We start from the raw sequence: 26,262 nt of genomic DNA, 5'->3' as shown, positions 1-26,262 counted from the left end.
CCGCGGCCTTCCGCGGAGCCGGGGACGATCCGGCCGAACCATGCCGTTTGGGATGTTGTCCGTGACACCGCCTAATCTTTTCGACGTGACTCTCCCTGCCCCGGCGAAGACCCTCCCGTCCCCGGCGCCGGGCCCGGCCGCCGACGAGGGCCTGGCCCGGCGGCTGCGCGCCCTCGCCTGCACCGCCCCGCTGCACGACCTCGACGTACGCAAGGCCAATCTGGCCGGCGAGTACGGGGTCTACGCGATGGCGGAGGTCGCGCTGTCCGCGATCGACCTGGTCACGCTGAACATGGACTTCGACACGGGCGCCGACCACGAGCAGATAGTGGCCAGGCTGCTGCCCCGCGTCGCCGCCCAGACCCCCGGCCGGCCGGCCGCCGAGCACGAGCGGGTCGCCCGCTGGGTGCTGGAGAACCTGATCAACGTCGGCAGCGTCGACCGGGGCTTCCGCGCGATCTACGGCACGTTCGGCGCCGACGGGGTCTACGTCCGCCGCGACTACGACTTCAAGCTGATCGAGGAGGTCCCCGGCCACGGCGGCGCCGTGTACCTGCGCACCACCGACGAGGCCGTGAACGTCCTGGTCGGCGCCCTCGACACCGACGTCACCAGCGCGCAGATCGCCGCCGAGGTCAAGCTGGAGGTCCTGATCAGCCGGGGCCGCCTCGCCGACGCCCAGCTCGCCGCCGAGCAGGCCCGCTACCGGACCGTCCAGTACGCCGAGACCCTGCGCCGCACCCTGGACGCCACCCGGCGCAACGTCCGCGCGGTCGACTGGCTGGAGTCCGTGCCCGACATGATCGAGGAGGCCCTCGACCACGTCGCCGACCGCTACCGGCACGAGAACGCGATCCTCACCAACATCCGCAAGGCGCGCGACGAGGCCGAGGACCCCGAGAACAAGCGGCGCGCCGCCGAGCTCGTCGACATCGTCAAGGACTGCATCCGCCGCCACACCCAGCTCCAGTCCCGGCTCCTCGACGCCGGCCCGCTCTTCCGCGCCGAACAGGACCGCCAGGCCTTCGCCGCGCCCGCCGCGCGCTCCGGGATCGACCTGTACGGGCAGCTGGTCGCTCCGCTGCTGCCGCTGCCCGTGGCCGCGGCCACCCGGGTCACCGACGCCTTCTTCGCCGCCGGCACCGGCCTGCGCAGCCCCGTCTCGGTACGCGTCGCCGACCTGGTGGAGATCCTGCTGACCCCGCCGCTGGAGCGGGAGCACCTCGGCGTGGAGATGCCGGAGCCCGACCTCATCGCGACCCCGGACGACAGCCGCTTCAGCGAGGAGCAGCTCGCGGCCGCGACCCGCCTCCTGGAACTGCCGCACGACGCCCCGCGCCGGCTGTCGGGCCTGCTCGCCGAGGCCCGCCTCAGTGACCCCGACCTGCCGTACCTGGTGGCCCTGCTCGCCGTCCACGCGGCCAGCCCGGCCGTGGGCACGGCGTACCGCCAGGGCGAGGAGCGGCTGCTGTTCGCGGTGGACGACGGCACCCCGCTGGAGGACCCCGAGTTCGGCGGCGCCGACCTGATCGTCGGCACGGCCCTCCTGGACGCGGCGGGCATGGCCGCGGACCGCGCGGAACCCTCATGACCCACCCCACCCCGGCCCCCCACCCGCAGCCGGGGCCCGCCGGCTTCGCCGTGGCGCTCGCGCCGGGCGCGGCCGGAGCCACCGCCGCGCGCCTCACCCGCACCCGCACCCGTACCCGGAACACCCGCACCGCCGAGGAGACCCACCCGTGAGCGACCACCACGCCGAGCACCCCGCGTGGAGCGAGCCCGACGGCACGTCGGTCCCCGCCGCGCCCGCGCCGGCCGCCGCCCTGACGCCGGCCGACGCCGCCGACGCGGCGCGCCTCGTCGCGTTCGGGCTCCAGCCCAAGCTGCTCCCCGCCCGCGACGCCGAGTACGCCGAACTGCTGCGCCGCTACCGCGAGGACCCCGGCTTCGGCCGGCTCACCGACGCCGTCGCCACCGGCCTCGGCCTCGTCGTCCTGGAGGTCTCCCCGCGCGCCGGTATGGCCGTCGCCGCCGGCGAGGACTCCGTCTTCGCCGTCCGTATGGGCGACTACGCCCGCCGCACCGCCGCCGACGGCGGCGACCGCTTCCTCCACGGCCTCGCCCACCTCGCCGTCGCCGCCCTCGCCTTCCCCCGCCCCGAGGACCTCGCCGACGACGGCTACATCGGCCGGATCACCGTCAACGGCGTCGACGCCTTCGTCCGGCAGACCTGCCGCCGCCTGGAGGAGCGCGCCGAGGAACTCGGCGAGAACACCGACCCCGCCTCCGACGCCCCCGGCCTGGAGGCCGCCTGGCGCGTCTACGCCCGCCGCAGCGCGACCGGCGCCACCAAGGACGCCCGCCGCCTCGCCGGCTCCACCACCGGCATCGTCGGCAAGGCCGCCGCCTTCCTCACCGAGTCCGGCTTCCTCCAGCGCACCGGCGACGACGCCGGCGGCACCTACCGCACCACCCCCCGCTACCAGCTCCAGGTCCGCGACATGGCGGGCAGCGCGGCCATGGCCGAACTCCTGGAACTCGGCGTGGTACCCGTCAGCGACGGCTCCGCCACCCTCCTGCCGCCGCCCGAGGGCGACGACCTGGAACTCGCCGCCGACGCCGGCCTGCCGTTCCACGCCTGAGCCCCACGCGCCCCCGTACTGAGACACACCGAGAAGCAACGAGAGTCCGCCGCCATGTACGAGCTGTCCCGGATCCGCCTCTACTCCATCGGGCCCGCCGGCGCACGCTACGCCGACACCGTGCTCGACCTGCGCGGAGTGGGCGAGCCGGTACCCCACCCGGCGCCCACCCAGGCGGAGTTCTTCGAGGACGAGCCCACCGGCCCGCCCCGCCGCCCGGCGCCCGCCGGCGTGCTCTTCCTGGAGAACGGCGGCGGCAAGTCCGTCCTCCTCAAGCTGATCTTCTCGGTCATGCTCCCCGGCCACCGCAACACCCTCGGCGGCGCCAGCTCCGGTGTGCTCCGCAAGTTCCTGCTCGCCGACGACTGCGGCCACGTCGCCCTGGAGTGGCAGCACACCCAGACCGGCGAGTGCGTGGTCGTCGGCAAGGTCAGCGAATGGCGCGGCCGCCAGGTCTCCAACGACCCCCGCAAGTTCGCCGAGGCCTGGTACTCCTTCCGGCCCGGCCCCGGCCTGAGCCTGGACAGCCTCCCCGTCGCCGAGGCCACCTCCGTCCGCCCGCCCGTCGAGGGCGCCTCCGGGGCCCAGGGCCGCCGCCGCACCATGAAGGGCTTCCGCGACGCGATCACCGAGGCCGGCAAGGCCTACCCGCACCTGGAGGTGTCCTGGGAGGAGATCCACGACCGCTGGAACGAGCACCTCACCGAACTCGGCCTCGACCCCGAACTCTTCCGCTACCAGCGTGAGATGAACGCCGACGAGGGCGAGGCCGCCGGACTCTTCGCGGTCAAGAAGGACTCCGACTTCACCGACCTGCTGCTGCGCGCCGTCACCGACACCCGCGACACCGACGGCCTCGCCGACCTGGTCCACGGCTTCGGCAACAAGCTCGGCCGCCGTGCCGAGCTCATGGCCGAACGCGACTTCACCGCCGGCTCCGTCGACCTCCTCACCCGGATCGTGGAGGCCGCCGAGACCCGCGCCCGGCTGCGCGACGTCCACGCCGGCGCCGAACGCCGCACCCGTACCCTCGCCCGCCGGCTCTCCGCCCGCGCCGCCGAGGAACGCGGCCGCGCCGCCGACCTCGCCCAGCAGGTCACCGGCGCCGCCCACGCCGTCACCGCCGCCGAGGAGCAGCGCGCCCGCAGCGCCGCCGTCTCCGCCGAACTCGCCTACCGGCACGCCTCGCTGGCCCTGACCGTCGCCGACAAGGCCGCCGCCGCCCAGCGCCGCGAACTCCTCGAAGCCCGCACCCTGCACTCCGCCTGGCAGGCCGCCGAGACCGTCCTGCGCCACCGCGCCGCAGCCGACCGCTCCGCCCGCGTCGCCGCCGCGATCCGCGAGGCGGAACGGGACGCCGCCCCCGCGCTGGCCGCCCGCGCCACCGCCGCCGCCGAGCTGGTACGGGCCCTGCACACCGCCGCCGAGCAGGGCGAGCAGGCCGCCAACGAGGAGGAGGAGCGTTCCGCCGAGCTCCAGGCCCTCGGCGAGACCGCCCACCGCGACGCCACCTCCGCCGCCACCGCCGCCCAGCGCGCCCGCAGCGAGGCCGAGCACCTGCGCGCCCGCCTCGCCGAGGTCGAGCAGGAGACCGCCGACGCCGTCCGCGCCGGCTGGCTCGACGACACCGCCCCCGACGCCGACCCGGCCCGCGCCGCGCTCGCCGCCAGCGACGCCGAGAAGACCGCCGTGGCCGCCTGGGACGAGTCCCGCGAGGCCGCCCGCTCCGCCGCCGAAGCCGCCCGCGAGGCCGCCGCCGCCGAATCCCGCGCCGAGCTCACCGCCGCCCGCGCCGCCGACGCCGCCGACGCGGCCGAGGCCGCCCACGCGGCGGAGGAGCGCGCCGCCGCCTCCCTGGCCGCCTCCCCGCGCCTCGCGGAGCTCCTGGGCCTCCCGTCGGTCCCCGAGACCTTCCTCCCGCACCCGCGCGAGGGCCGGGCCGCCGGATCCGCCGCCGCACCCGCAGGTTCCGGCACGCCGGCCGGAGCCCGGCACGCGGCCGGACCGGCGGCCCACGGCACGGCCGGGACGGCCACGGGCGACGGCGCCGGCTCCGGCGCCGCCGCGCGGGCCGGGGCGCCGGGCACGGCCACGCAGGCCGCCGGCGGCCCCGGCGGATCCGCCGCGCCCGGCCACCCCGAGACCGCCGGACGGCTCACCGCCGAGGACCTCGACCGCAACGCCGACACCCTCGCCGAACTCCTGGCCGGCACCGTCGGCTCGGCCGAACGCCAGCTGTTCGAGCTGCGCACCGCCGCCGCCGACGACGCCCGCATCCTCGGCGCCCTCGGCGACGGCGGCCTGCTCCCGCCCGGCCCGGACGTCCTCGCCACCGTCGAGTACCTCGGCGAACACGGCATCCCGGCCCTTCCCGGCTGGCGCTACCTGGCCCAGTCCGTGGCCCCGGCCGACCACGCCGCCGTCCTCGCCGCCCGCCCCGAGCTCGTCGACGGCGTCGTCATCACCGACCCCGACACCCACAGCCGGGCCCGCGAGGTGCTCTCCGGCGCCGCCCTGCTGCCGCGCTCCACCGTGGCCGTCGGCACCGCCGCCGCCCTGCTGGCACCCGTACCGCCGGCCGACGGCTCCGACGCGGTCTTCCTCGTCCCGCCGAACCCGGCCATGCACGACGAGCACGCCGCCGACGAGGAACGCCAGGCCCTGCGCGCCCGCGCCACCGCCCGCGACACCGAGATCCGCGAGCTGGCCGCCCGGCTCGCCGGCGACCGCGAACTCGCCGCCCGCCTCGCCTCCTGGCGCACCGGCTGCCCGCCCGGCCGCCTCGCCGAGCTGGCCGGACACGCCGCCGCCGCCCGCGCGTTCGCCGAGGAGACCGACGCCGAGCTCGCCGAGGCCCGTACCGTACGCGCCGAGGCCGACGAGGCCGCCGCCGATGCGGCCCGGGTCCGCGACGAACGCCAGGAGACCGCCCAGCGCGCCCGCCGCGCCGCCGACGCCCTCGCCGGCCTCGCCCACCGGCTGCGCGAGCGCTCCGGCTGGCAGGCCAGGGTCCGCGAACTCGCCGACGAGGCCGCCGAGTCCGAGGCCCGCGCCGAAGCCTGCCTGGACCGGGCCCGCGCCGCCGACGAGGACCGCCGCGCCGCCCAGCGCGCCGCCGACGACGCCCGCCGCACCGCCCGCGCCCTGCGCGCCGAACGCGCCGAGATCGCCGGAGCCCCCGACCAGCTCCCCGAGGGCGAGGGCCCGCGCGCGCCCCTGCCCGACCTCCGCGAGGCCTACCGCACCGCCTCCCGGGTGTACGAGAAGGTCGGCGTCGGCGCGGACCTGCGCGCCGAACAGGCCCGCGCCGAGAGCGACGAGAGCGCCGCCCTCGCCGAGCTCGACCGGCTCACCAACAAGGTCCGCACCCGCGCCGCCCAGCTCCTCGAAGGCACCGACGGCGCCGACGGCCCCTCCCGGCAGGCCGCCGCCGCCCGCGCCGAGGCCCTCGTCCAGATGCTGGAGTCCCGTGCCTCCGCCGCGAGCGAGCAGCTCGGCCGGCTGCGGGGCGAGGCCGAACGGCACGCCCCCGCCGACGGCGAGGCGCACACCGAGCTGCCCGAGGAACTGGTCCCGGCCGACGTGGAACAGGCCCAGGGCCTGCTGCGCGCCGCCACCGCGCGGCTCGCCGCGCACTCGGCCGCCGTGGAGAGCGCCCGGGCCGCCCACGCCGACCTGCTGCGCGCCCACCGCACCGCCGAGGAGGGAGCCGGCGGCTTCGACGAGACCGCCGCCCTCCTGCGGGACCTGCTGCGCGACCACACCCACCCCGAGGACGAGCAGGAGCCGACGGCCCACCGGGGCACCCTGGAGGAGGCCCGCCAGTCCGCCACCGACACCCGCCGCTCGCTGCGCGCCTGCGCCGCCGACCTCTCGGCCGCCGAGGCCGCCGTCCGCGAGGCGAGCGACGTCCTGGTCCGGCACGCCAACGCCAACCGCTACGAGCAGGTGCGCACCCCCGCGCGCCAGCAGATCCGCGAGCTGCCCGCCTCCGCCCTCCCGGAGCACGCCGCGGCCTGGGCGGCCGCCTTCGCGCCCCGGCTGCGCGTCCTCACGGACGAGCTGGCGCAGCTGGAGCGCAACCGGGACAGCATCGTCGACCGCCTGCGCGGCCTCGTCGAATCCGCCCTGGCCACCCTCCGCTCCGCCCAGCGCCTGTCCCAGCTCCCCGAGGGCCTCGGGGAGTGGTCGGGCCAGGAGTTCCTGCGCATCCGCTTCGAGGAACCGGACCAGGCCACCCTCACCGAACGGCTCGGCGAGGTCATCGACGAGGCCACCCGCACGGCCGTCAGGAAGAACGCCGCCTTCGGCGAAGGCCGCCGGGACGGCATGTCCCTGCTCCTGCGGGGCGTCCAGGCCGCTCTGGAGCCCAAGGGCATCGCGGTCGAGATCCTCAAGCCGGACGCGGTCCTGCGTGCCGAACGCGTCCCGGTCGGCCAGATGGGCGACGTCTTCTCCGGCGGCCAGCTGCTCACCGCGGCCATCGCCCTCTACTGCACGATGGCGGCCCTCCGCAGCAACGACCGCGGCCGCGACAAGCACCGCCACGCGGGCACGCTGTTCCTCGACAACCCGATCGGGCGCGCCAACGCCACGTACCTGCTGGAGCTCCAGCGGGCGGTCTCCGACGCCCTCGGCGTCCAGCTCCTGTACACGACGGGCCTCTTCGACACGACGGCCCTCGCGGAGTTCCCCCTCGTCATCCGTCTGCGCAACGACGCGGACCTGAGGGCGGGCCTGAAGTACATCAGCGTGGAGGAACACCTCCGCCCGGGCCTCCCGCAGCCCACCCAGGAGCCGGAAGCCATCCACGGCGAGATCACGGCGACCCGCATGTACCGCCGCAGCGGGGTTTCCGCCTGACGGAGGTCCACCAGCGCCGGCGGGGCCGTTCACGGCCCCGCCGGAGGGCTACCGCCCCTCGTCCCCCCGGGCCGCGCTGCTCGGCTCCGACACCACCCCGTACCGCTGACGCCACATCTGCCGCGTGATCCACACGTCCAGGACGGCCCACGTGGCCACCACCGTCCCCGCTATCCCCAGGATCACCATCGGCAGCGCCAGCCACGACCCCGTCAGGGCCAGGAAGAACGTGACCGACGCCTCCGTCAGCGTCACCGCCACGATCAGCACCGCCCGCACCGCCGACGCCCGCACCGGATCCGGCAGGCGCCGCCGCCGCGCCGGCTCCTCCACCCACAGGCCCCGCCCCGCCGCCTCGGACACCGATCCGTCCTCTTCGTCGTACATCCTCATGGTCCGCTCCGCTCACGCCCCCCGAGCCCAACGAGCGGCCCCGCCGGGAGATTCCCGCATCCCGGACGGGCCACCGCCCCCCGCGCGTTGCGGATCGGAGAGTTCCAGCCATCCCTCCCGTCCCGGGAACCGACACCCCACCGAGTGTCATCTGCCACATATCGGGCCGGACTTGACCGGAAGTATCGGACAACTCGTGATCTTCGTCCAGGGGTCAGGCCGAAAACGTCCGGACACGCCTTCGAGCCCGCCCCCCGGCAGTAGTAGGCTCACGCCGTTTAAACGACGGAACACCGACCCCTCGCAAGGGGGTTGAGCTGGGGGAGGCTGGGGAGGCCATGCGCTTTCGCGGGAAGTCGATCCGCCGGAAGATCGTGGCGTTGCTCCTGGTGCCGCTCGTCTCCCTGACCGCCCTCTGGGGCTTCTCGACGGTGATCACCGGCCGCGAGGCCGTACAGCTACTCGACGTCGCGTACGTCATCGACAAGGTCGGCTATCCCATCGAGGACGTCGTCCGCGTCATCCAGAAGGAGCGCCGCCAGACCCTCGTCGTCGTCGGCGACCCCCGCGGCGCCGCGGCCACCGCCGAGCTCACCCGCAGCCGCACCGCGACCGACGAGATGGTCCGCAAGTTCACCGCGAACGCGACCGACCCCGAGGTCCTGGAGGAGCTCAGCTCCAGCGCCAGGCAGCGCCTGCGCTCGATCCTCGACGCCTTCCACGGCATCGCCGCCCTGCGCCGCTCCGTCGACGCCGGCAGCCTCGACCCCGCCCAGGCCCTCGACCTCTACAGCCGTCTCGTCGACCCCTGCTACGACTTCCTCATGAACCTCCACGCCCTGGAGAACGTGGAGATGGACAAGCAGGGCCGCGCCCTCGTCGGCATCACCCGCGCCCGCGAGACCCTCTCCCGCGAGGACGCGGTGATCGCCGCCGCCCTCGCCGCCGGCAACGTCACCCCCGGCGACGTCCGCCACGTCTCCACCTTCGTCGCCAACCGCTCCCTGCTGTACGAGTTCAACCTTGCGATCCTCCCGGCCGACGACCGCAAGCTCTTCGAGCAGTACTGGAACGGCCCCGACAGCAAGGCGCTGCGCGACACGGAGGAACGGTTCATCGCCGCCGGCGCCGGGAAGAACCCGCGCACCGTCACCGCCGCCCAGTGGGACGAGGCCTCCCGCAAGGTCCTCGACGACCTCGCCACCATGGGCACCGCCGCCGGCGACCGCTACCAGAAGCGCGTCGAACCCGTCGCGAAGGGCGTCCTCGTCCAGGCCGCCGTCGCGGGCGTCCTCGGCTTCATCGCCCTCGCCGTCTCCCTCGTCCTGTCCGTCCGCGTCGGCCGCGACCTGATCCGCGACCTCTCGCAGCTGCGGAAGGACGCCCACGAGGCCTCCGGCGTCCGCCTGCCCAGCGTCATGCGCCGCCTCGCCGCCGGCGAGACCGTGGACGTGGAGACCGAGGCGCCCCGCCTGGAGTTCGAGAAGGACGAGGTCGGCCAGGTCGGCCTGGCCCTCAACAGCCTCCAGCGCGCCGCCGTCGAGGCCGCCGTCAAGCAGGCCGAGCTCCGCCGCGGGGTCTCCGAGGTGTTCGTCAACCTCGCCCGCCGCAACCAGGTGCTGCTGCACCGTCAGCTGACCCTGCTCGACACCATGGAGCGGCGCACCGAGGACGCCGAAGAGCTCGCCGACCTCTTCCGCCTCGACCACATGACCACCCGCATGCGCCGCCACGCCGAGGGCCTCGTCATCCTCTCCGGCGCCGCCCCCTCCCGCCAGTGGCGCAAGCCCGTCCAGCTGATGGACGTCGTACGGGCCGCCGTCGCCGAGGTCGAGGACTACGAGCGCATCGAGGTGCGCCGGCTGCCGCGCATCGGCATCGAAGGCCCGGCCGTCGCCGACGTCACCCACCTCGTCGCCGAACTCCTGGAGAACGCCACGGTGTTCTCGCCCCCGCACACCGCCGTCCAGGTCCACGGCGAACGCGTCGCCAACGGCTTCACCCTGGAGATCCACGACCGCGGCCTCGGCATGAACCCGGAGGCCCTGCTCGACGCGAACCTCCGGCTGGCCGAGACCCCCGAGTTCGAGCTCTCCGACACCGACCGCCTCGGCCTCTTCGTGGTCAGCCGCCTCGCGCGCCGCCACGGCATCAAGGTGGCGCTCCAGCACAGCCCGTACGGGGGCACCACCGCGGTGGTCTTCCTCCCGGCCGATCTCCTCACCGAGGCCCCCGACACCAACGGCAGCGGCATCCGCCTCGACGCCGTACGGGCCGCCAAGGGCCCCGTCGCGGTCAAGGGCGTCAAGGCCGCCCAGGGCGCCAGGGGTTCCGGCCGCCCCGCGCACACCTCCCTCGACCGCGCCGCCTCGGCCCGCCCGCTCCCCGCGGGCGTACTCAACGGCCCGGTCGAGCTGGAGGGCCCGCTCGGCCTCCTCGGCCTGGAGGGGCCCGAGGGCCTCGACGGCCTCGGCGGCCTCGACGACACCATCACCGGCATCGCCGGGGCCGGCGGCCGCCCGCCCATGGCCACCCTCGACGACGAGACCCCGCCCGGCGGCACCCCGCGCAGCGCCCTGCTGGGCCTGGGCTCCGCGGGCCGCCCCGACGACCGGCGCGGCGCCGAGCGCGGCACCTGGAAGGGCGACCGGATCGACGGCGCCGACCGCCACCGCGACTGGGGCCGGGCCCGCGACACCGACCCGGAGACCGGCACCGGCCGGACCCGCCCCCGCGGTGGCGCCGACCGTCCCCGGGGCGCCGAGCGGGAGCCCCAGACGCCCACCGGCCCCGTCCGCGCCGAGCGCCCGCACCTGGACGCGGTCCGCCCCGACGGCCCCCGCTCCGGAACGGTCCCGCTGCCCCGCCGGCGCACCACCCCGACCCTGGTCGCCGAGCACGGCCGCCGGGTGGACCCCCGCCCCGCCGGGGTGAAGGCCCCGGAGCGGCCGCAGACCGGCCCGGGCGGGCTGCCGCGCCGGGTCCGCCAGGCCAGCCTCGCGCCCCAGCTGAAGGACGCTCCGGCCCCTGCCGAGCAGGAAGCCCCCGTGCCGCCTCCGACCGACCGCGACGCGGAGGACGTACGCGCCCGCATGTCCGCCCTCCAGCGGGGCTGGACGGCGGGGCGCAAGGAGCACGCCGAACGCCAAGCCCAGCAGCACGACGCACCGCAGCAGTCCGAGACCACGGCCGGCACCCCCGCCGCCACCGGTCCCGCGCACGAGAACGAAGGGGACGGTCGATGACCGCACCGCAGAACGGAAACGACAGCAGGGGCCGCGGCCCCGGCCCGCTCAACTGGCTCCTCGACGAACTCGTCGACAAGGTCGCCAGCATCCGCAAGGCGGTGGTGCTCTCCGGCGACGGCCTGCCGACGGGCAGCTCCAAGGACCTGACCCGCGAGGACAGCGAGCACCTGGCCGCCGTGGCCTCCGGCTTCCACAGCCTGGCCAAGGGCGTCGGCCGGCACTTCGACTCCGGCCGGGTCCGCCAGACCGTCGTCGAGCTGGACGAGGCCTTCCTGTTCGTCATGGCCGCCGGCGACGGCAGCTGCCTGGCCGTGCTCTCCGACTCCGACTCCGACGTGGGCCAGGTCGCGTACGAGATGACCCTCATGGTCAAGCGCGTCGGCGACCACCTGGCGACCGCCCCGCGCACCGGGCTGCCAGCCGGAGGGTGAGTCGGACCGTATGAGCGATCCAGGCCACGAACACCTCCCGGCCTCCCCGGAGTCCGCGGGCACCCCCGCGACGGCGCACGGGAGCGGCCACCCGCACTGGTTCGACGACGAAGCCGGGCCCGTCGTACGCCCGTACGCCATGACCCGCGGCCGGACGCGCGCCGCCGCGCAGCACCGCCTCGACCTGATCGCCCTCGTCGTCGCCGAACCGGCGGCCGACGATCCGGTCTGGGACCTGACCCTGTCCCCGGAGCACTCCCACATCCTCGGGCTGTGCCGGGAACGCCCCCAGTCCGTCGCCGAGCTCGCCGCGGACCTCGACCTCGCCATCGGCGTCGTCCGGGTCCTCATCGGTGACCTCGTCGACGACGCGCTGGTCCATGTGACCAGGCCGGTACCGCCGGCCGAACTGCCCGACGAATCCATTCTGCGTGAGGTGATCGATGGCCTTCGGGCGCTCTAGCCGCACCGGTGCGATGCATGCCGTCTCGCCGGTCGAACCGCTGACTCTGAAGATCCTGGTCGCGGGAGGCTTCGGGGTGGGGAAGACCACCCTGGTCAGTGCGGTGAGCGAGATCCGTCCCCTGCGGACGGAGGAGACGCTCTCCGAACCCGGCGTCGGCATCGACGACACCGGGGGAGTGGAGCAGAAGAGCACCACGACCGTGGCCATGGACTTCGGCCGCATCACCCTGCGCGACGACCTGGTGCTGTACCTCTTCGGGACACCGGGGCAGGACCGCTTCTGGTTCCTGTGGGACGAGCTCTCGCAGGGCTCCCTCGGTGCCGTCGTGCTCGCCGACACCCGCCGCCTCGCGGACTGCTTCGCCGCCATCGACTACTTCGAGCGGCGCGGCCTGCCCTTCCTGATCGCGGTGAACTGCTTCGACGGGGCGGAACGCCACCCCGTGGTGACCATCCGCGAAGCGCTCGACCTCGACCCCGAGGTACCGGTGCTGCTCTGCGACGCCCGCGACCGCGAGTCGGTCAAGGACGTGCTCGTGGGAGTCGTGGAACACGCCATGTCACTGGCCCGGGCCCGCCGGGCCGGCCTGACGGCCGGAGCCTGACCGGCGCCGCGCGTGGAGGCGGCCCGTACCCCCGCCGACTGGGGTACGGGCCGCGGCTCTCATGGGGGGCTGCGGGGGGTCCCGGGGGCCGTGGCGCGGGACCGTGGGGAGAGTGTGAACCCGCCACCGGGGAGCGTCAAGCACCCCGGCGACGGCACTTGTGACGACCCCGCCCCACCCCGTGGTCGGGGCACCCCGCCAGCTTCCGCCGCCCCGCCTCAGCGCACCGCCACCACGGCCGAACCGTGCCCGAACAGGCCCTGGTTCGCCGTGATCCCCACCCGGGCCCCCGGCACCTGCCGGGCCCCGGCCGTCCCCCGCAGCTGCCAGGTCAGCTCGCACACCTGGGCGATCGCCTGCGCCGGCACCGCCTCCCCGAAGGAGGCCAGCCCGCCGCTCGCGTTGACGGGCACCCGCCCGCCCAGCGCGGTCGCCCCCTCCCGCAGGAGCTTGGCGCCCTCGCCCTCACCGCACAGGCCGATGTCCTCGTACCACTCCAGCTCCAGCGCGGTCGACAGGTCGTACACCTCGGCCAGCGACAGGTCCTCCGGCCCCAGCCCCGCCTCCTCGTACGCGGCCCGGGCGATCGAGGCCCGGAAGGAGCCCTCCGCCGGCCGTACCGCCACCGCCGAATCGGTCGCGATGTCCGGCAGGTCCAGCACGGTACGCGGGTACGTGGGCGTCACCGTCGACACCGCCCGGATCCGCACCGGGTCGGCCACCCCGCGCGACCGGGCGAAGTCCAGGCTGCTCAGCACCAGCGCCGCGCCCCCGTCGGAGGTCGCGCAGACGTCCAGCAGCCGCAGCGGATCGGCGACCACCGCGGACGCCGCCACCTCCCCGGCCGTCACCGCCTTGCGGTAGCGGGCGTTCGGATTGAGCGCCCCCGCCGCCGAGTTCTTCACCTTGACCTGCGCGAAGTCCTCCCCGGTGTCCCCGTACAGGGCCATCCGGCGCCGCGCGTACAGCGCGAAGTACGCCGGGTTCGTCGCCCCGAGCACCCGGAACCGCAGCCAGTCGGGATCGTCCGGCCGGTCGCCCCCGGCCGGGGCGAAGAACCCCTTCGGCGCGGCGTCCGCGCCCACCACCAGCACCACCTCCGCCAGCCCGGCCAGGATCTGCGCCCGGGCCGTCCCGATGGCCTGGGCCCCGGAGGCACAGGCGGCGTACACGCTGGTCACCCGGGCCCCCTGCCAGCCGAGCGCCCGCGCGAAGGTGGCCCCGGCGACGTAGCCCGGGTACCCGCCGCGCACGGTGTCGGCGCCCACCACGGACTGCACGCCGGTCCAGTCGAGCCCGGCGTCGGCGAGCGCGGCCGCGGCGGCCGCCCGCCCGTACTCGACGAAACTCCGGCCCCACTTGCCCCACGGGTGCATACCGGCCCCCAGTATGGCCACGTCCCCGCTCACAGCGCCCCCTCCACCGGCTTGAACCGCCAGGTCGTCCAGGTGGTTCCGGCGTCCTCGTCGAGCACCCCGCCGACCACCTCCACCTCCATGCCGACCGCCAGGTCGGCCACGGTCACCCCGGGCGCCGCCTGCCCGAGCACCACCATCCGCTCGGCCTCCAGCTCCACGGCGACCAGCGTGTACGGCTCCCAGGGCGCGTCCGGGTCGGACACGTAGGGGGCCGGCGGCCGGTAGCGCCCGTCGGTGTAGGACCAGACGCGGCCGCGCGGCGACAGCGGCACCTCCGCGAGCGCACCGCCGCCGGGGCAGTGCGGATTGCGGCAGTACGCGTCCTCCCGCGGGAAGAACACCGCCGTGCAGGCGGAACACCGCGTACCGAGCAGGCGGAAGCCGCCGGGCGTATCGGCGAACCAACCCCCGACCACGGGTGTACGTGTGCGTGCCAAGACCCCTCCCGAAACCCGAACCTGACGATCCGTCAGAAGTCTGCCACGCCGAACGCCGGCCGCACAGCGGGAAGGGGCCCCAACCGGCCGCGCCCCGGAGGCCCTTGGCATACGATCACCCCATGCCGGCACAGCTGAGGGACTCGCACTGCTCCACCTGCGGAGCGCCGTTCGACACCACCGACTGGCCCCGCGCGTGCCCCGCGTGCGCCACCGTCGCCTACCGCAACCCGCTCCCGGTGGCGGTGGCCCTGCTCCCCGTCGAGGACGCCTCCGGCACCGGCCTGGTGGTCATCACCCGCACCATCGAACCGGCCAGGGGCGGCGTCGCCCTGCCGGGCGGGTTCGTCGACTTCGGCGAGGACTGGCGCGAGGCCGTGGCCCGCGAACTCCGCGAGGAGACCGGCATCGAGGCCCGGGCCTCCGAGGTGGCCCTCGCCGACGTCCTCAGCTCCCCGCACGGCCACCTCCTCGTCTTCGGCCTCCTGCCCACCCGCCCGGCCTCCGCCCTCCCGCCCTCGAAGCCCACCGACGAGACGACGGGCTGGCACCTCCTGCACACCCCGACGGAACTGGCCTTCCCCCTCCACACCCAGGCCGCCGCCTCCTGGTTCGCGGGCGCCTACACCTGACAGCCGGGCTGGGCGGAGATCGCCGCGCCGGTCTCTCCGGACGTGAGCTTCCGCTCGGCGCTGTCATTCGACGTGCCGACACCGTCCAACTGGCCCGCGATCGCCCGGAGACCGTCCGCGAACTTCACCTGGTCATCCGTGTCGAGTGCGTCGATCTTCCTTTTCGCGTCCGCGTAGGCGGCGGCTTTGTCCTGGTACGCCTTGACGACGCCCTGCTGGGTCGCCACGCCGTCCTTGACGGGCGGGGCGCCCGCGTTCCGGAGTGCGGTGCTCAGCGCCCCGTACCCCTCCGACAGCTGCTGGAACGCCTGGGAGTCGGTCCTTTTGACGTCTGCCGGCTTGTCGCCCGCTCCGCTCATGCGCTGCATCGCGGCGTTGGCGTCGCTGATCTTCTGAAGCTGGGGCCGGGCCGGGTCGCAAAACCTCTTGGCCCAGGCATTCACGCCGCCGTCGGCCGGACTGGTGGTGTTCGAGGGATTCACCGCGTCTTTGACGAAGGGGAGGTTCACCCACAGAATGCCGGCGATCAGCATCACCACCGCCGCAGCCGTCAGGGTGACGATCAACCGGACCTTGAGGGACAGACGCCCACCGGGTTTGCCCGGCCCGTTCCGGCGCGTCGGGAGTGGTTCTGCGGGTGGTCGGGGCCAGGACTTCTCCGTCTCGGGCGGGACGGGCGGCGCGGGCTCCGTCCGGGCCGGCGGCCGAGGGGGAGCGGTGCGCGTCGGCTCCTGGGCGGGCGGCGGGACGTCACGGGTGGGGGGCTCCTGCGGGGGCGGTGCGGGGGCGCGCCGGGGCTCTGTGGCGAGCGGGGTGAGACGACGCGTCGCCGTGTCTCCGTCCAGCCGCTGCCCGGGATCCTTCGACAGGAGCCCCAGCAGGACGGGTGCCAGATCCGCGGCGTGCCGTGGGGGTGAGGGTTCCTCGAAGAGCAGCGCGGTGAGGCTGGACACGTCGGAATCCCGGTCGAAGGGACCGTGGCCCTCGACCGCGAAGTACAGCGTGGCACCGAGCGAGAACAGGTCCGCCGCCGGCGTCGGCGCCGATCCGCGGGCGCGCTCCGGGGCGAGGTAGCGGGGGGTTCCGATCACTCCGGCCGTCGAGGTGAGCCGGGGCTCACCGGAGTCCTGCTGGAGCGCGATCCCGTAGTCGGCCAGCATGACGCGCCCGCCGTCCCCGGTGGACGAGCCCTGGGTGACGGGACCGGTCAGCAGGATGTTGGCGGGCTTGACGTCCCGGTGGAGGATGCCGAGCCGGTGGCCCTGGGACAGGGCGTCGAGCACGGCCAGACCGATCCGCGCGGTCTCGGCCGGCGACAGCGGACCGTGCTCGTCCACCACCTGGCCCAGATCGCTCGCGCCGGGCACGTACTCCATGACGATCCAGGGGAGGCCCTCCTCCTCGACGACGTCGTACACCGTGACCACGTGGGGGTTGCCGCGCAGCCGCGCCGAGTGCCGTGCCTCGCCGCGGGCCCTGGTGATCCGGGATTCCAGCTCCGCCCTGGGGGTGCCGGGCGGGAAGGCGATCTCCTTGATGGCGACGTCACACGCCAGTTCCCGGTCGTGGGCGAGCCAGACCCGCCCCATGCCGCCGGCGCCGAGCTTGCGCTGGAGCCGGTAGCGCCCGGCGATCACCCGGCCGGCGGCATCGTCCATCCCTGTCATGCGTGCCTTCCCTGGAGTCCCGGGGCGTGGGCGGTCACAGGTCGCCGGTGCGCCCCGTCGGCCGTGTGGGACAGGGCGACGACCACGAGGCTCCCGCCCCGGCGGGGGCGAGGTGCGGTCTGACCTTGCGACGAAATGATCGCGGCCGGAGCCTCGTGACCGGCCCGCACCACGCCGACCACCCCGGCCTTGGCCCCGATCGGTGGCACCACCCGTCACGCGCGAAGCCCACACCTCCTCCGGAACCGGCGCCGTCGGCGTGGGGCCCCCTTCGACCTTCCGGCGGACGCTCGCGAGCCCCCCCGACCGCCACGCACCGCCCGGCCCCGAAGCACCGCACGCCCAAGCCCACCCCGACGCCCCCACACCCGGAAACTCCCCGGCCACCCGCAGCCGCCCTCCCCGTAGCCTCCTGGCTTGCCGGACCCGGCGGCGGGGACGGCCCGGCCACCCGCAGCCGGCCCCCCGACCGCCCAGCTTCCCGGCCCCCCGGATCCCGCCCAGCTTCCCGGCCCCCCGGACCCCGCCCGTCGGCCCGCGCCCATCGGCCCACCCCCCGGACCCCGCCCACCGGCCCGCGCCCACCGAACCCCGCCCACCGGACCCCGCCGACCGGGTACCGCCGACACCCCGGGCTCCGGGTCCCGCCCACCGCCCACCGAACCCCGCCCACCAGCCACCAGCCACCGCCCCCCCGGGCCCCGCCGACGCCCCGGATCCGGCCGCCGGCCCCGCCCAGGGCCCCCACCCCCGGCCCCCCCGGCCCCCCGGCCCCGCGCAGGGTGGCCGGCGCTACACCCCCCGTACCTCCACCCCGCTCACCGCTCCGCCCGCCTCGTCCTCCACCACCACCGCCTCCCCGGCCCACCGCACGGTGTACCGCTCCACCTCGCCCGGCTCGAACCCCGCCCCCGGGTCCCGGATCACCACCCCGCCCCCGGTCCGCCCCCGCGCCGGGGCCCACGCCTCCAGGCCCACCGAGCCGTCCGCGCGCCGCACCGGCAGCACCGACCCCGCCCGCGCCAGCACCGGCGTACGCCCGAGCGGGGCGTCCAGCAGCACCTGGCCCGGCCCCTCGTGCGCCGCCCCCGTCGCCGTGTCGTACCAGCGCCCCCGCGGCAGCCGCACCGCACGCCGGTCCGCCCCGCACTCCAGCACCGGCGCCACCAGCAGCGCGTCCCCCAGCAGGAACGCGTCCTCGCAGTCCCGCAGCCGCCGGTCCTCCGGCGCCCCCCACCACAGCGGCCGCACGTACGGCGCCCCCGTCCGCCGCGCCAGGTGCGCCAGCGTCACGAAGTACGGCCGCAGCCGCTCCCGCTCCGCCAGCACCCGCCCCGCGCCCTCCGCCACCCGCGGCCCGAACTCCCACGGCTCCCGGGGCCCCGCCCAGATCGCCGAGTGCGTCCGGAACAGCGGCAGGTACGCCCCCAGCTCCAGCCACCGCAGGTACAGCTCCGGCGACGGCCTCCCGCCGAAACCCCCCACGTCCGGTCCCGAGTACGGCACCCCGCACAGCCCGAGCCCCAGCACCAGCGCCAGCGACGCCCGCAGCCCGTCCCAGCTGCTCTCCACGTCACCGGACCACGTGCCCCCGTACCGCTGCATCCCCGCCCACCCCGACCGGGAGAACAGGAACGGCCGCTCCGCCGGCCGCAGCCGCACCAGCCCCTCCCACCCCGCCCGCGCCATCCCCAGCGCGTACACGTTGTGCCCCTCCCGGTGGTCCCCGCCCGCCCCCTCCAGCACGTGCCGCGCCGACCGGGGCAGCGTCGCGTCCCCCCACGGCGCGAACGACACCGGTTCGTTCATGTCGTGCCAGAACCCGGAGAAACCCTGCGCGAGCCGCTCCGCGTACAGCCCGCCCCACCACTCGCGCACCGCCGGATCCGTGAAGTCCGGATAGGCGCACTCGCCCGGCCAGACCTCCCCCCGCACCTCCCGCCCGCGCCCGTCCCGTACGAACGCCCCGTGCGGCCCGACCTCCAGCCCCGCCGCGTGCACCGCGTCCCCCGCCTTCACCGCCGGGTCCACGATCGACACCAGCCGCACCCCGGCCCCGCCCAGCTCCCCGGCCAGCCCTGGCAGATCCGGGAACGCCTCCCGGTCCACCGTGAACACCCGGTGCCCGTCGTAGTGGTCGATGTCCAGGTGCACGGCGGACAGCGCCAGCCCCCGCTCCGCGTACCCGGCCACCACCCGCCGCACCTCCGCCCCGCTCCCGAACCCCCAGCGCGCGTGCTGGTACCCCAGCGCCCACTCCGGCGGCACGGCCGGTGCCCCCGTCAGCCCCGCCCACCCCTGCGCCACCCGCGCCGGCGTCCCCGGCAGCACCCAGCACCGGGCCGGACCGCCCTCCAGCCGCAGCTCGCTCGTCCCGGGCCGGTCCGCCCCCGAACCGGCACCCTCCTCGCCCTCCCGCAGCACGAACCGCCCGTCCCAGGTGTTGTCGTAGAACGCCAGGTGCGTCCCCGCGTCCGCCACCACCACCTGCACCGGCATCGTGATGTACAGCGGATCGGTGCCCGGCCCGAACCCGCCCTTCGGGTCGGTGTTCCACAGCCGGTACTCCCCGTCCCGCAGCCGAGGCCCCCGCGCCCGCCCGCCCAGCCCGAAGAACCGGGCGTCCGCCGCCACCTCGGCCCGCTGGAGCCACCGCGAGCCGCCTGCGGCCGCCCCCTCCGCCGGATCCCACCAGCGCGGCGGCAGCTCCCGCCGCAGCACCGCCCCGCCCGGGGTCCGCACCTCCACCGCGCCGTGCCGGGACACCGCCACCGTCACCCGTTCCGACACCACCCGCCAGCCGCCCCCCGTGTCCGGCTCCAGCGACGCCCGGGGATCGGGCTCCGGCCCCCCGCCCAGTACCGCGTACGAGGGTTCCGGCCCGGCCCCGTCCCAGCCCCAGAACACCACGCCGCCCATGCCGATCCGCACCGTCAGCTCACTGCGCGCGAACCTCAGCACGCCCCCGCCCGGCCGGGGCTCCGTACCCTCCAGCAGCCCCGGCACCCGGGCCCGCTCCGGCCCCCGCGGAAGCAGCCCCTCCGCGTCCGTCCGGCGGTGGCGCAGCGCCGCACGCCAGGCGCGCCGCCCGCGCGCCGTACCGATCTCTTTCACCGCACGCACCAGCTCACGACCGTCCATGACGGTCACCCTGCCACCGGCCCCCCGCCGAGCGGGCGGCGTTCAGCCGCCGTTCACCCGCGAAGGAAACCCGGGCCGCCGGGGACGGCTCTGGTGCGGATGTCGATCACATGGCATCGTCCCTGTGAGCCGCCGCGCGCACACCGACGCAGCGGTGGCACCGTACGCACACGAAGCGCGAGCCACAGACTTGACCGGGAGCCGACCCATGACCTCAGCCACCCAGCCGGAACCCCTCTGGTCCCCGAGCCCCGACAGGATCGCCGCCGCCCGCGTCACCGCCTTCCAGGCCTGGGCGGCCGAACGCTTCGACGCCCCCGCCGACGGCGGCTACCCCGCGCTGCACCGCTGGTCCGTCGACGAGCTCGACACCTTCTGGCAGGCCGTCGCCGAGTGGTTCGACGTACGGTTCACCACCCCCTACGAGAGCGTCCTCGCCGACCGCACCATGCCCGGCGCCCGCTGGTTCACCGGCTCCACCCTCAACTACGCCGAGCACGCCCTGCGCGCCGCCGAGGACCCGGACCGGGCCGCCGACCCCGCCCTCCTCCACGTCGACGAGACCCACGAGCCGGCCCCCGTCACCTGGGCCGAGCTCCGCCGCCAGGTCGGCTCCCTCGCCGCCGAGCTCCGCGCCCTCGGCGTACGCCCCGGCGACCGCGTCAGCGGCTACCTCCCCAACATCCCCGAAGCCGTCGTCGCCCTCCTCGCCACCGCCGCCGTCGGCGGCGTCTGGACCTCCTGCGCCCCCGACTTCGGCGCCCGCAGCGTCCTCGACCGCTTCGAGCAGGTCGAACCCGTCGTCCTGTTCACCGTCGACGGCTACCGCTACGGTGGCAAGCAGCACGACCGCCGCGACACCGTGGCCGAGCTGCGCGCGGGCCTGCCGTCGCTGCGCGCCGTCGTCCACATCCCGCTCCTGGGCACCCCCGCCCCCGAGGGCACCCGCGCCTGGTCGGAGCTGACCTCCGCGGACGTCGAACCCGTCTTCGAGGCCGTCCCCTTCGACCACCCGCTGTGGATCCTCTACTCCTCCGGCACCACGGGCGCGCCCAAGGCGATCGTCCAGTCCCAGGGCGGGATCCTCCTGGAACACCTCAAGCAGCTCGGCCTGCACTGCGACCTCGGGCCCGAGGACCGGTTCTTCTGGTACACCTCCACCGGCTGGATGATGTGGAACTTCCTCGTCTCCGGCCTGCTCACCGGCACCACCGTCGTCCTCTACGACGGCAGCCCCGGCTTCCCCGACACCGGCGCCCAGTGGCGCATCGCCGAACGCACCCGGGCCACCCTCTACGGCACCTCCGCCGCCTACGTCATGGCCTGCAAGAAGGCCGAGGTGCACCCGGCCCGCGACTTCGACCTCTCCTCCGTCAGGTGCGTGGCCACCACCGGCTCCCCGCTCCCGCCCGACGGCTTCCGCTGGCTCCACGACGAGGTCGCCGAGGACCTGTGGATCGCCTCCGTCAGCGGCGGAACCGACGTGTGCAGCTGCTTCGCCGGCGCCGTCCCCACCCTCCCGGTCCACATCGGCGAACTCCAGGCCGCCTGCCTCGGTACGGACCTCCAGTCCTGGGACCCGGCCGGCAAGCCCCTGACCGGCGAGGTCGGCGAACTGGTCGTCACGGCCCCCATGCCCTCCATGCCGATCCACTTCTGGAACGACGCCGACGGCAGCCGCTACCGCGACAGCTACTTCGAGATGTTCCCCGGCGTCTGGCGCCACGGGGACTGGATCACCCTCACCGACCACGGCTCCGTCGTCATCCACGGCCGCTCCGACTCCACCCTCAACCGGCAGGGCGTCCGGATGGGCTCCGCCGACATCTACGAGGCCGTCGAACGCCTCCCCGAGATCAAGGAGTCCCTGGTCATCGGCCTGGAGGAGCCGAACGGCGGCTACTGGATGCCGCTCTTCGTCCACCTCGCCCCCGGAGCCGTCCTCGACGAGGCCCTGCGCAAGAAGATCGCCGCCACCATCCGCGAACAGCTCTCCCCGCGCCACGTCCCCGACGAGGTCATCGAGGTCCCGGCCGTCCCGCACACCCTGACCGGCAAGCGCATCGAGGTCCCCGTCAAGCGTCTCCTCCAGGGCACCCCGCTGGCCAAGGCGGTCAACCCGGGCTCCGTCGACAACCCGGACCTGCTCGCCTTCTACGAGGAGCTCGGCCGCAGCCGGAAGTGACTGTCAGTGGTCATGGTTACCGTGAGTGAGCAAGCCGTCGCGCCCACCGGCGCACCACTCAGGGGGAACCATGAACACCACACCCGACACCTCACGACCGGACACCTCGCGGCCCCGCCCGTCACGCACCCGGAGCGCCACCTCCCGCCTCCGCCGTGAGCTGCGCCGCGAAGTCCCCAGCACCGTCGGCGTCCTCGCCGACGCCCGGGACTTCGCGGCCATGCGGGACTACCCCAGCTTCGCCTTCGGCCACCGCGACGACTACGCCGGCTACCTGCGCCACGTCGATGCCCTGCTCCGCTCCCTCGCGGCCCAGGGCATCCACACCACCGTCGCCCTCTTCGACCCCGACGAGTACGCCGACTACTGCGCCGACCACGGCCTGGACCCCGACAGCGCCCCGGCCCGCACCCGCTTCACCGCCGAACTGGCCTGCGGCCCGGCCCTGCCCTACACCGGCCAGCCCGTGGAGGAACTGGTCCCCCTCCTCGTCGACGCGGCCGTCCGCCAGGCCACCCGGGAGTACGCCGGCGCCCTGCTCACCGGCGTCGGGGAATGCGCGGACTGCGGCGAGGACATCGGCCGCGCCTCCTTCGAACGGGCCTCCGCCCTCCTGCTCCGCCTCCTCGAAGGAGCCGGACCCGGCCGGCACCACCTCGTCTGCAGCGTCCCCGGTGAGGAGGAACAGCTCATCGCGGTCCTGCACGCCGAGGCACCCGCCGACCCCGGCGGACCGCCCCGCACGGACGGCCGTGACCACCTCGACTTCGTGACCGTCCTGGCCGCCGGCCTCGCCCTCGGCGGCCCCGGCGGGCTCGTCCTGCGCAGCACCACCGAGGGCTTCCAGGACCGCGTCCACGGCTGGCGCCTGGACCGCGGCCGCCTGCTGGCCCTCTCCGCCGCCGCCGTGTTCGACGCCTACTGCACGGACGCCGACACCGGCGACCCCGTCGCCCCCGAACCGGGCGTCGAATACTGCCCCGGCTACGAGGTGGACAGCCCCGGCCCCCACGACTGACCCCGACCCGCCCCGACCTGACCCGCCCCGGAACACGGAGCCGGGCACGGATACGGACACGCACACGGAGACGACCGAGGGGCCCCCGCCCACGGCGAAGGCCCCTCGATCGCTCCGGCACGCGCCCGGCTACTCGCCCGACAGCACCGCCTGCGCGGCCACCCGCGCCTCCTCGGCGCTGTCCGCCGCCCGCGCCGCCGCGGCCGCGCGCTCGCACTGCGCGAGGGTGTACTTCGCGAGCGTCGCCCGCACGTACGGGATCGAGGCGGAACCCATCGACAGGGAGGTCACACCCAGACCGGTCAGCACACAGGCCAGCAGCGGGTCCGAAGCGGCCTCACCACAGACACCGCAGCTCTTGCCCTCCGCCTTGGCGGCCTCGGCCGACATGGCGATCAGGTCGAGCAGCGCGGGCTGCCAGGGGTCCTGGAGCCGCGACACCGCACCCACCTGACGGTCGGCGGCGAAGGCGTACTGCGCGAGGTCGTTCGTGCCCAGCGACAGGAACTCGACCTCCTGCAGGATCGAGCGCGCCCGCAGCGCGGCGGAGGGGATCTCCACCATCGCACCGAACTTCGCCACCAGACCCGCCTCGCGGCAGGCGTCCGCGAACGCCTTGGCGTCGATCCGGTCCGCCACCATCGGGGCCATGACCTCGAGGTAGACCGGCAGCCCCTCGGCTGCCTTCGCCAGCGCCGTGAGCTGCGTCCGCAGCACCTCCGGGTGGTCCAGCAGCGTCCGCAGACCGCGTACGCCCAGCGCCGGGTTCGGCTCGTCCGCCGGCGTCAGGAAGTCCAGCGGCTTGTCCGCGCCCGCGTCCAGGACGCGCACGACCACACGGCCCTCGGGGAAGGCCTCGAGCACCTTGCGGTACGACTCGATCTGCTTCTCCTCGGACGGCGCCTTCTTGCTGTCGTCCAGGAAGAGGAACTCGGTGCGGAACAGGCCCACGCCCTCGGCACCGGCCTCCACCGCGGCCGGCACGTCGGACGGCCCGCCCACGTTCGCCAGCAGCGGCACCTTGTGCCCGTCGGAGGTGGCACCCGGACCGGAGGAGGCGGCCAGCGCCGCCTTCCGCTCGGCCGCCGCGGCCTCCAGCTCGGCCCGCTTCTCGGCCGTCGGCTCGACGAACAGGTCACCGGTGCTGCCGTCCACGGCGATCACCGTGCCCTCGGCGATCTCCCCGGCACCCGGCAGCGCCACGATGGCCGGCACGCCCAGCGCCCGCGCGAGGATCGCGCTGTGGCTGGTCGGCCCGCCCTCCTCGGTCACGAAGCCGAGCACGAGCGCGGGGTCCAGCAGCGCGGTGTCCGCGGGGGCCAGGTCCCGCGCGATCAGCACGTACGGCTCGTCGCTGTCGGGCACACCCGGCATCGGCACGCCCAGCAGGCGCGCCACGATCCGGTTGCGCACGTCGTCCAGGTCGGCCACCCGCCCGGCCATGTACTCGCCGGCCCCCGCGAGCAGGTCGCGGTAGGAGGCGAACGCGTCGTAGACGGCGCGCTCGGCGGTGCTGCCGACGACGATCCGCCGGTCCACGTCCGACATCAGCTCGGGGTCCGTGGCGATCATCGCCTGGGCCTCCAGCACGTGCTGGGCCTCACCACCGGCCAGCTGGCCGCGCGCCATCAGGTCGGCCGACACGGCTTCCACGGCCTGACGGGCGCGCCCCTGTTCGCGCTCCGCCTCGTCCGCGGCGATCTGCTTCGCCGGCGGCTCCAGTACGGCCGTACCCATGTGCCGCACCTCGCCGATCGCCACACCGTGGCTCACGCCGACGCCTCGCAGCGTTGTCTCCATTTCACCCGTCTCCGATTGAGCGGCGGGCGCAGCCGCCGCGGTGGATGTCCGACTCGCCCGCGGGAGCAGGCGGACGCCTTGAGGTCTTACTGCCAGCCGAACAGGACGTCGTCGGTCTTGACGTCCCCGGACTCGACCACGCCGGAGAGCGAGTCGGCCGTCGCCTCGAGCGCCACGACGGGGCACACGGGGGACTTGCCGGCCGCCTCGACGGCAGCCGGGTCCCAGCGGATGACCTCCTGGCCACGGACCACCGTGTCGCCCTTGTTGACGAGCAGCTCGAAGCCCTCGCCATTCAGCTGCACGGTGTCGATCCCGAGGTGCGTCAGCACACCGTGGCCCTCGGCGTCGACGACGACGTACGCGTGCGGGTGCAGGGAGACGACCACACCGTCGACGGGGGACACCGCCGCGGAGGGCTCACGCACGGGATCGATGGCGGTGCCGGGACCCACCATCGCGCCGGAGAACACCGGGTCGGGCACTGCCGCGAGTCCGATGGCGCGTCCGGCAAGTGGGGACGTCACGCTGGTCATGGGGGCCTCCCAGGGGGTGGGGCTTCTTCGTGTGAAGGATATTGCACAGCTTGTACGGGTTCGCCCGATGCCGGTTCCCGACCCGGGTGGACCCGTCGACACGGAGACTAGTGGACTAGACCGGTGGACTAGACCATACGCGTGAATGGATTTGCCTGCGCCCCTCGGGGCCTGTACTGTCGTGACTCCCGCCGAGACGTGTTGCGTGAACATCTCGCGAACAGTCGATGGACGGGACTCCTCCTCAAGCAGTGACGATCTCGATCTCCACTCCTTTTCGACGCGCCCTTTCGGCGCGACGGAGGGTGGTCGGAGAGAAGGAAAAGCACTGATAGAGTCGGAAACGCCGGAAAGGGAAAACGCGAAAGCGAAGGACCTGGAAAGCGAGCGAGAAAGATTCTGATAGAGTCTGAATCGCAAGAACGAAAGCCCGGAGGAAAGCCCCAGCAAATGTCGCTGAGGGTGAGTACAAAGGAAGCGTCCGTTCCTTGAGAACTCAACAGCGTGCCAAAAATCAACGCCAGAAGTTGATACCCCGTCCACTCCGGTGGATGAGGTTCCTTTGAAAAGACCTGTCGGGCCTTCGGGCACTGGCAGGCGACAAACACAGCGAGGACGTTGTGGTCAGTCGGTCATATTCCGACCAAGGCTGACCCGCTCTTTCGTGCGTGTGCACCGGATTACCGGTAAACATTCATGGAGAGTTTGATCCTGGCTCAGGACGAACGCTGGCGGCGTGCTTAACACATGCAAGTCGAACGATGAAGCCCTTCGGGGTGGA

At 74.8% G+C, this 26,262-nt stretch carries 18 protein-coding genes and 1 rRNA gene; 12 read left to right on the top strand and 7 right to left on the bottom strand.

What is annotated here, in order from left to right; genetic code table 11:
* Window positions 1–40 precede the first annotated feature (40 nt).
* The 4 genes from ABT403_RS16235 to ABT403_RS16220 are packed head-to-tail and all read left to right on the top strand — an operon-like array spanning window position 41 to window position 7,505.
* Entirely contained in the window at window positions 41–1,591 is a 1,551-nt protein-coding gene (locus ABT403_RS16235) for a hypothetical protein (protein ID WP_344159731.1), read from the top strand.
* A complete protein-coding gene (locus ABT403_RS16230; RefSeq protein ID WP_344159734.1) occupies window positions 1,588–1,743 on the top strand; it encodes a hypothetical protein in 156 nt (51 codons plus the stop codon). The genes ABT403_RS16235 and ABT403_RS16230 overlap by 4 nt, the downstream gene beginning before the upstream one ends.
* On the top strand, window positions 1,740–2,642 hold the full coding sequence (locus ABT403_RS16225; protein ID WP_344159737.1) for a hypothetical protein: 903 nt from the start codon (window positions 1,740–1,742) through the stop codon (window positions 2,640–2,642). Before ABT403_RS16230 ends, ABT403_RS16225 begins: the two co-directional genes overlap by 4 nt.
* 54 nt (window positions 2,643–2,696) lie before the next feature.
* On the top strand, window positions 2,697–7,505 hold the full coding sequence (locus ABT403_RS16220) for a hypothetical protein (protein ID WP_344159740.1): 4,809 nt from the start codon (window positions 2,697–2,699) through the stop codon (window positions 7,503–7,505).
* A 48-nt stretch (window positions 7,506–7,553) separates the two neighbouring features.
* Here ABT403_RS16220 and ABT403_RS16215 read toward each other — a convergent pair whose 3' ends face one another.
* Window positions 7,554–7,898, bottom strand: a complete 345-nt coding sequence (locus ABT403_RS16215; protein WP_344159743.1) for a hypothetical protein — start codon at window positions 7,896–7,898, stop codon at window positions 7,554–7,556.
* Between the two features lie 338 nt (window positions 7,899–8,236).
* Between ABT403_RS16215 and ABT403_RS16210 the strand changes: the two genes are divergently transcribed.
* Genes ABT403_RS16210 through ABT403_RS16195 form a run of 4 tightly spaced genes read left to right on the top strand, consistent with a single transcriptional unit; the run spans window position 8,237 to window position 12,647 of the window.
* Window positions 8,237–11,143: a sensor histidine kinase gene (locus tag ABT403_RS16210; RefSeq protein WP_344159745.1), complete on the top strand. Its 2,907-nt coding sequence runs from the start codon at window positions 8,237–8,239 to the stop codon at window positions 11,141–11,143.
* Entirely contained in the window at window positions 11,140–11,577 is a 438-nt protein-coding gene (locus tag ABT403_RS16205; RefSeq protein ID WP_100865124.1) for a roadblock/LC7 domain-containing protein, read from the top strand. Before ABT403_RS16210 ends, ABT403_RS16205 begins: the two co-directional genes overlap by 4 nt.
* Window positions 11,578–11,587: 10 nt before the next feature.
* Entirely contained in the window at window positions 11,588–12,040 is a 453-nt protein-coding gene (locus tag ABT403_RS16200) for a DUF742 domain-containing protein (RefSeq protein ID WP_344159751.1), read from the top strand.
* Window positions 12,021–12,647 carry a GTP-binding protein gene (locus ABT403_RS16195; protein ID WP_344159754.1) on the top strand — a complete coding sequence of 209 codons (627 nt, stop codon included), beginning with the start codon at window positions 12,021–12,023 and terminating at the stop codon, window positions 12,645–12,647. The genes ABT403_RS16200 and ABT403_RS16195 overlap by 20 nt, the downstream gene beginning before the upstream one ends.
* Before the next feature lie 218 nt (window positions 12,648–12,865).
* Here the strand turns inward: ABT403_RS16195 and ABT403_RS16190 are convergent, their stop codons facing one another.
* Together ABT403_RS16190 and ABT403_RS16185 are read right to left on the bottom strand one after the other, a co-directional pair.
* Window positions 12,866–14,056, bottom strand: a complete 1,191-nt coding sequence (locus tag ABT403_RS16190) for a lipid-transfer protein (protein ID WP_344159757.1) — start codon at window positions 14,054–14,056, stop codon at window positions 12,866–12,868.
* Window positions 14,053–14,502 carry a Zn-ribbon domain-containing OB-fold protein gene (locus tag ABT403_RS16185; protein WP_344159760.1) on the bottom strand — a complete coding sequence of 150 codons (450 nt, stop codon included), beginning with the start codon at window positions 14,500–14,502 and terminating at the stop codon, window positions 14,053–14,055. The genes ABT403_RS16190 and ABT403_RS16185 overlap by 4 nt, the downstream gene beginning before the upstream one ends.
* 122 nt (window positions 14,503–14,624) lie before the next feature.
* Here ABT403_RS16185 and ABT403_RS16180 point away from each other — a divergent pair, with 122 nt between their 5' ends.
* On the top strand, window positions 14,625–15,134 hold the full coding sequence (locus tag ABT403_RS16180) for an NUDIX domain-containing protein (protein ID WP_344159763.1): 510 nt from the start codon (window positions 14,625–14,627) through the stop codon (window positions 15,132–15,134).
* On the opposite strand, the gene ABT403_RS16175 is transcribed toward ABT403_RS16180, so the two are convergent.
* Window positions 15,125–16,801, bottom strand: a complete 1,677-nt coding sequence (locus ABT403_RS16175; RefSeq protein ID WP_344159766.1) for a serine/threonine-protein kinase — start codon at window positions 16,799–16,801, stop codon at window positions 15,125–15,127. The two genes, ABT403_RS16180 and ABT403_RS16175, sit on opposite strands and share 10 nt — an antisense overlap.
* 792 nt (window positions 16,802–17,593) lie before the next feature.
* A complete protein-coding gene (locus ABT403_RS16170) occupies window positions 17,594–19,942 on the bottom strand; it encodes a glycoside hydrolase family 31 protein (protein WP_344159769.1) in 2,349 nt (782 codons plus the stop codon).
* Between the two features lie 208 nt (window positions 19,943–20,150).
* On the opposite strand from ABT403_RS16170, the gene ABT403_RS16165 reads away from it, so the two are divergent.
* Window positions 20,151–22,127, top strand: a complete 1,977-nt coding sequence (locus tag ABT403_RS16165; RefSeq protein ID WP_344159771.1) for an acetoacetate--CoA ligase — start codon at window positions 20,151–20,153, stop codon at window positions 22,125–22,127.
* Between the two features lie 70 nt (window positions 22,128–22,197).
* Window positions 22,198–23,145, top strand: coding sequence for a DUF8829 domain-containing protein (locus ABT403_RS16160; RefSeq protein WP_344159774.1), 948 nt, complete (start codon window positions 22,198–22,200; stop codon window positions 23,143–23,145).
* 129 nt (window positions 23,146–23,274) lie between these two features.
* On the opposite strand, the gene ptsP is transcribed toward ABT403_RS16160, so the two are convergent.
* Together ptsP and ABT403_RS16150 are read right to left on the bottom strand one after the other, a co-directional pair.
* Entirely contained in the window at window positions 23,275–24,945 is a 1,671-nt protein-coding gene (gene ptsP, locus ABT403_RS16155; protein ID WP_344159777.1) for a phosphoenolpyruvate--protein phosphotransferase, read from the bottom strand.
* Between the two features lie 86 nt (window positions 24,946–25,031).
* Window positions 25,032–25,481 carry a PTS sugar transporter subunit IIA gene (locus ABT403_RS16150; protein ID WP_344159780.1) on the bottom strand — a complete coding sequence of 150 codons (450 nt, stop codon included), beginning with the start codon at window positions 25,479–25,481 and terminating at the stop codon, window positions 25,032–25,034.
* A 693-nt stretch (window positions 25,482–26,174) separates the two neighbouring features.
* Between ABT403_RS16150 and ABT403_RS16145 the strand changes: the two genes are divergently transcribed.
* Window positions 26,175–26,262 (top strand): 16S ribosomal RNA (locus ABT403_RS16145); the annotation flags it as partial.

Source organism: Streptomyces sp. NPDC000075, assembly GCF_040301925.1.
In the GTDB taxonomy this organism is placed as follows: domain Bacteria; phylum Actinomycetota; class Actinomycetes; order Streptomycetales; family Streptomycetaceae; genus Streptomyces; species Streptomyces polychromogenes.
Note: the sequence above shows the minus strand (reverse complement) of the source record. Positions and strands in the feature narration are given on the sequence as shown.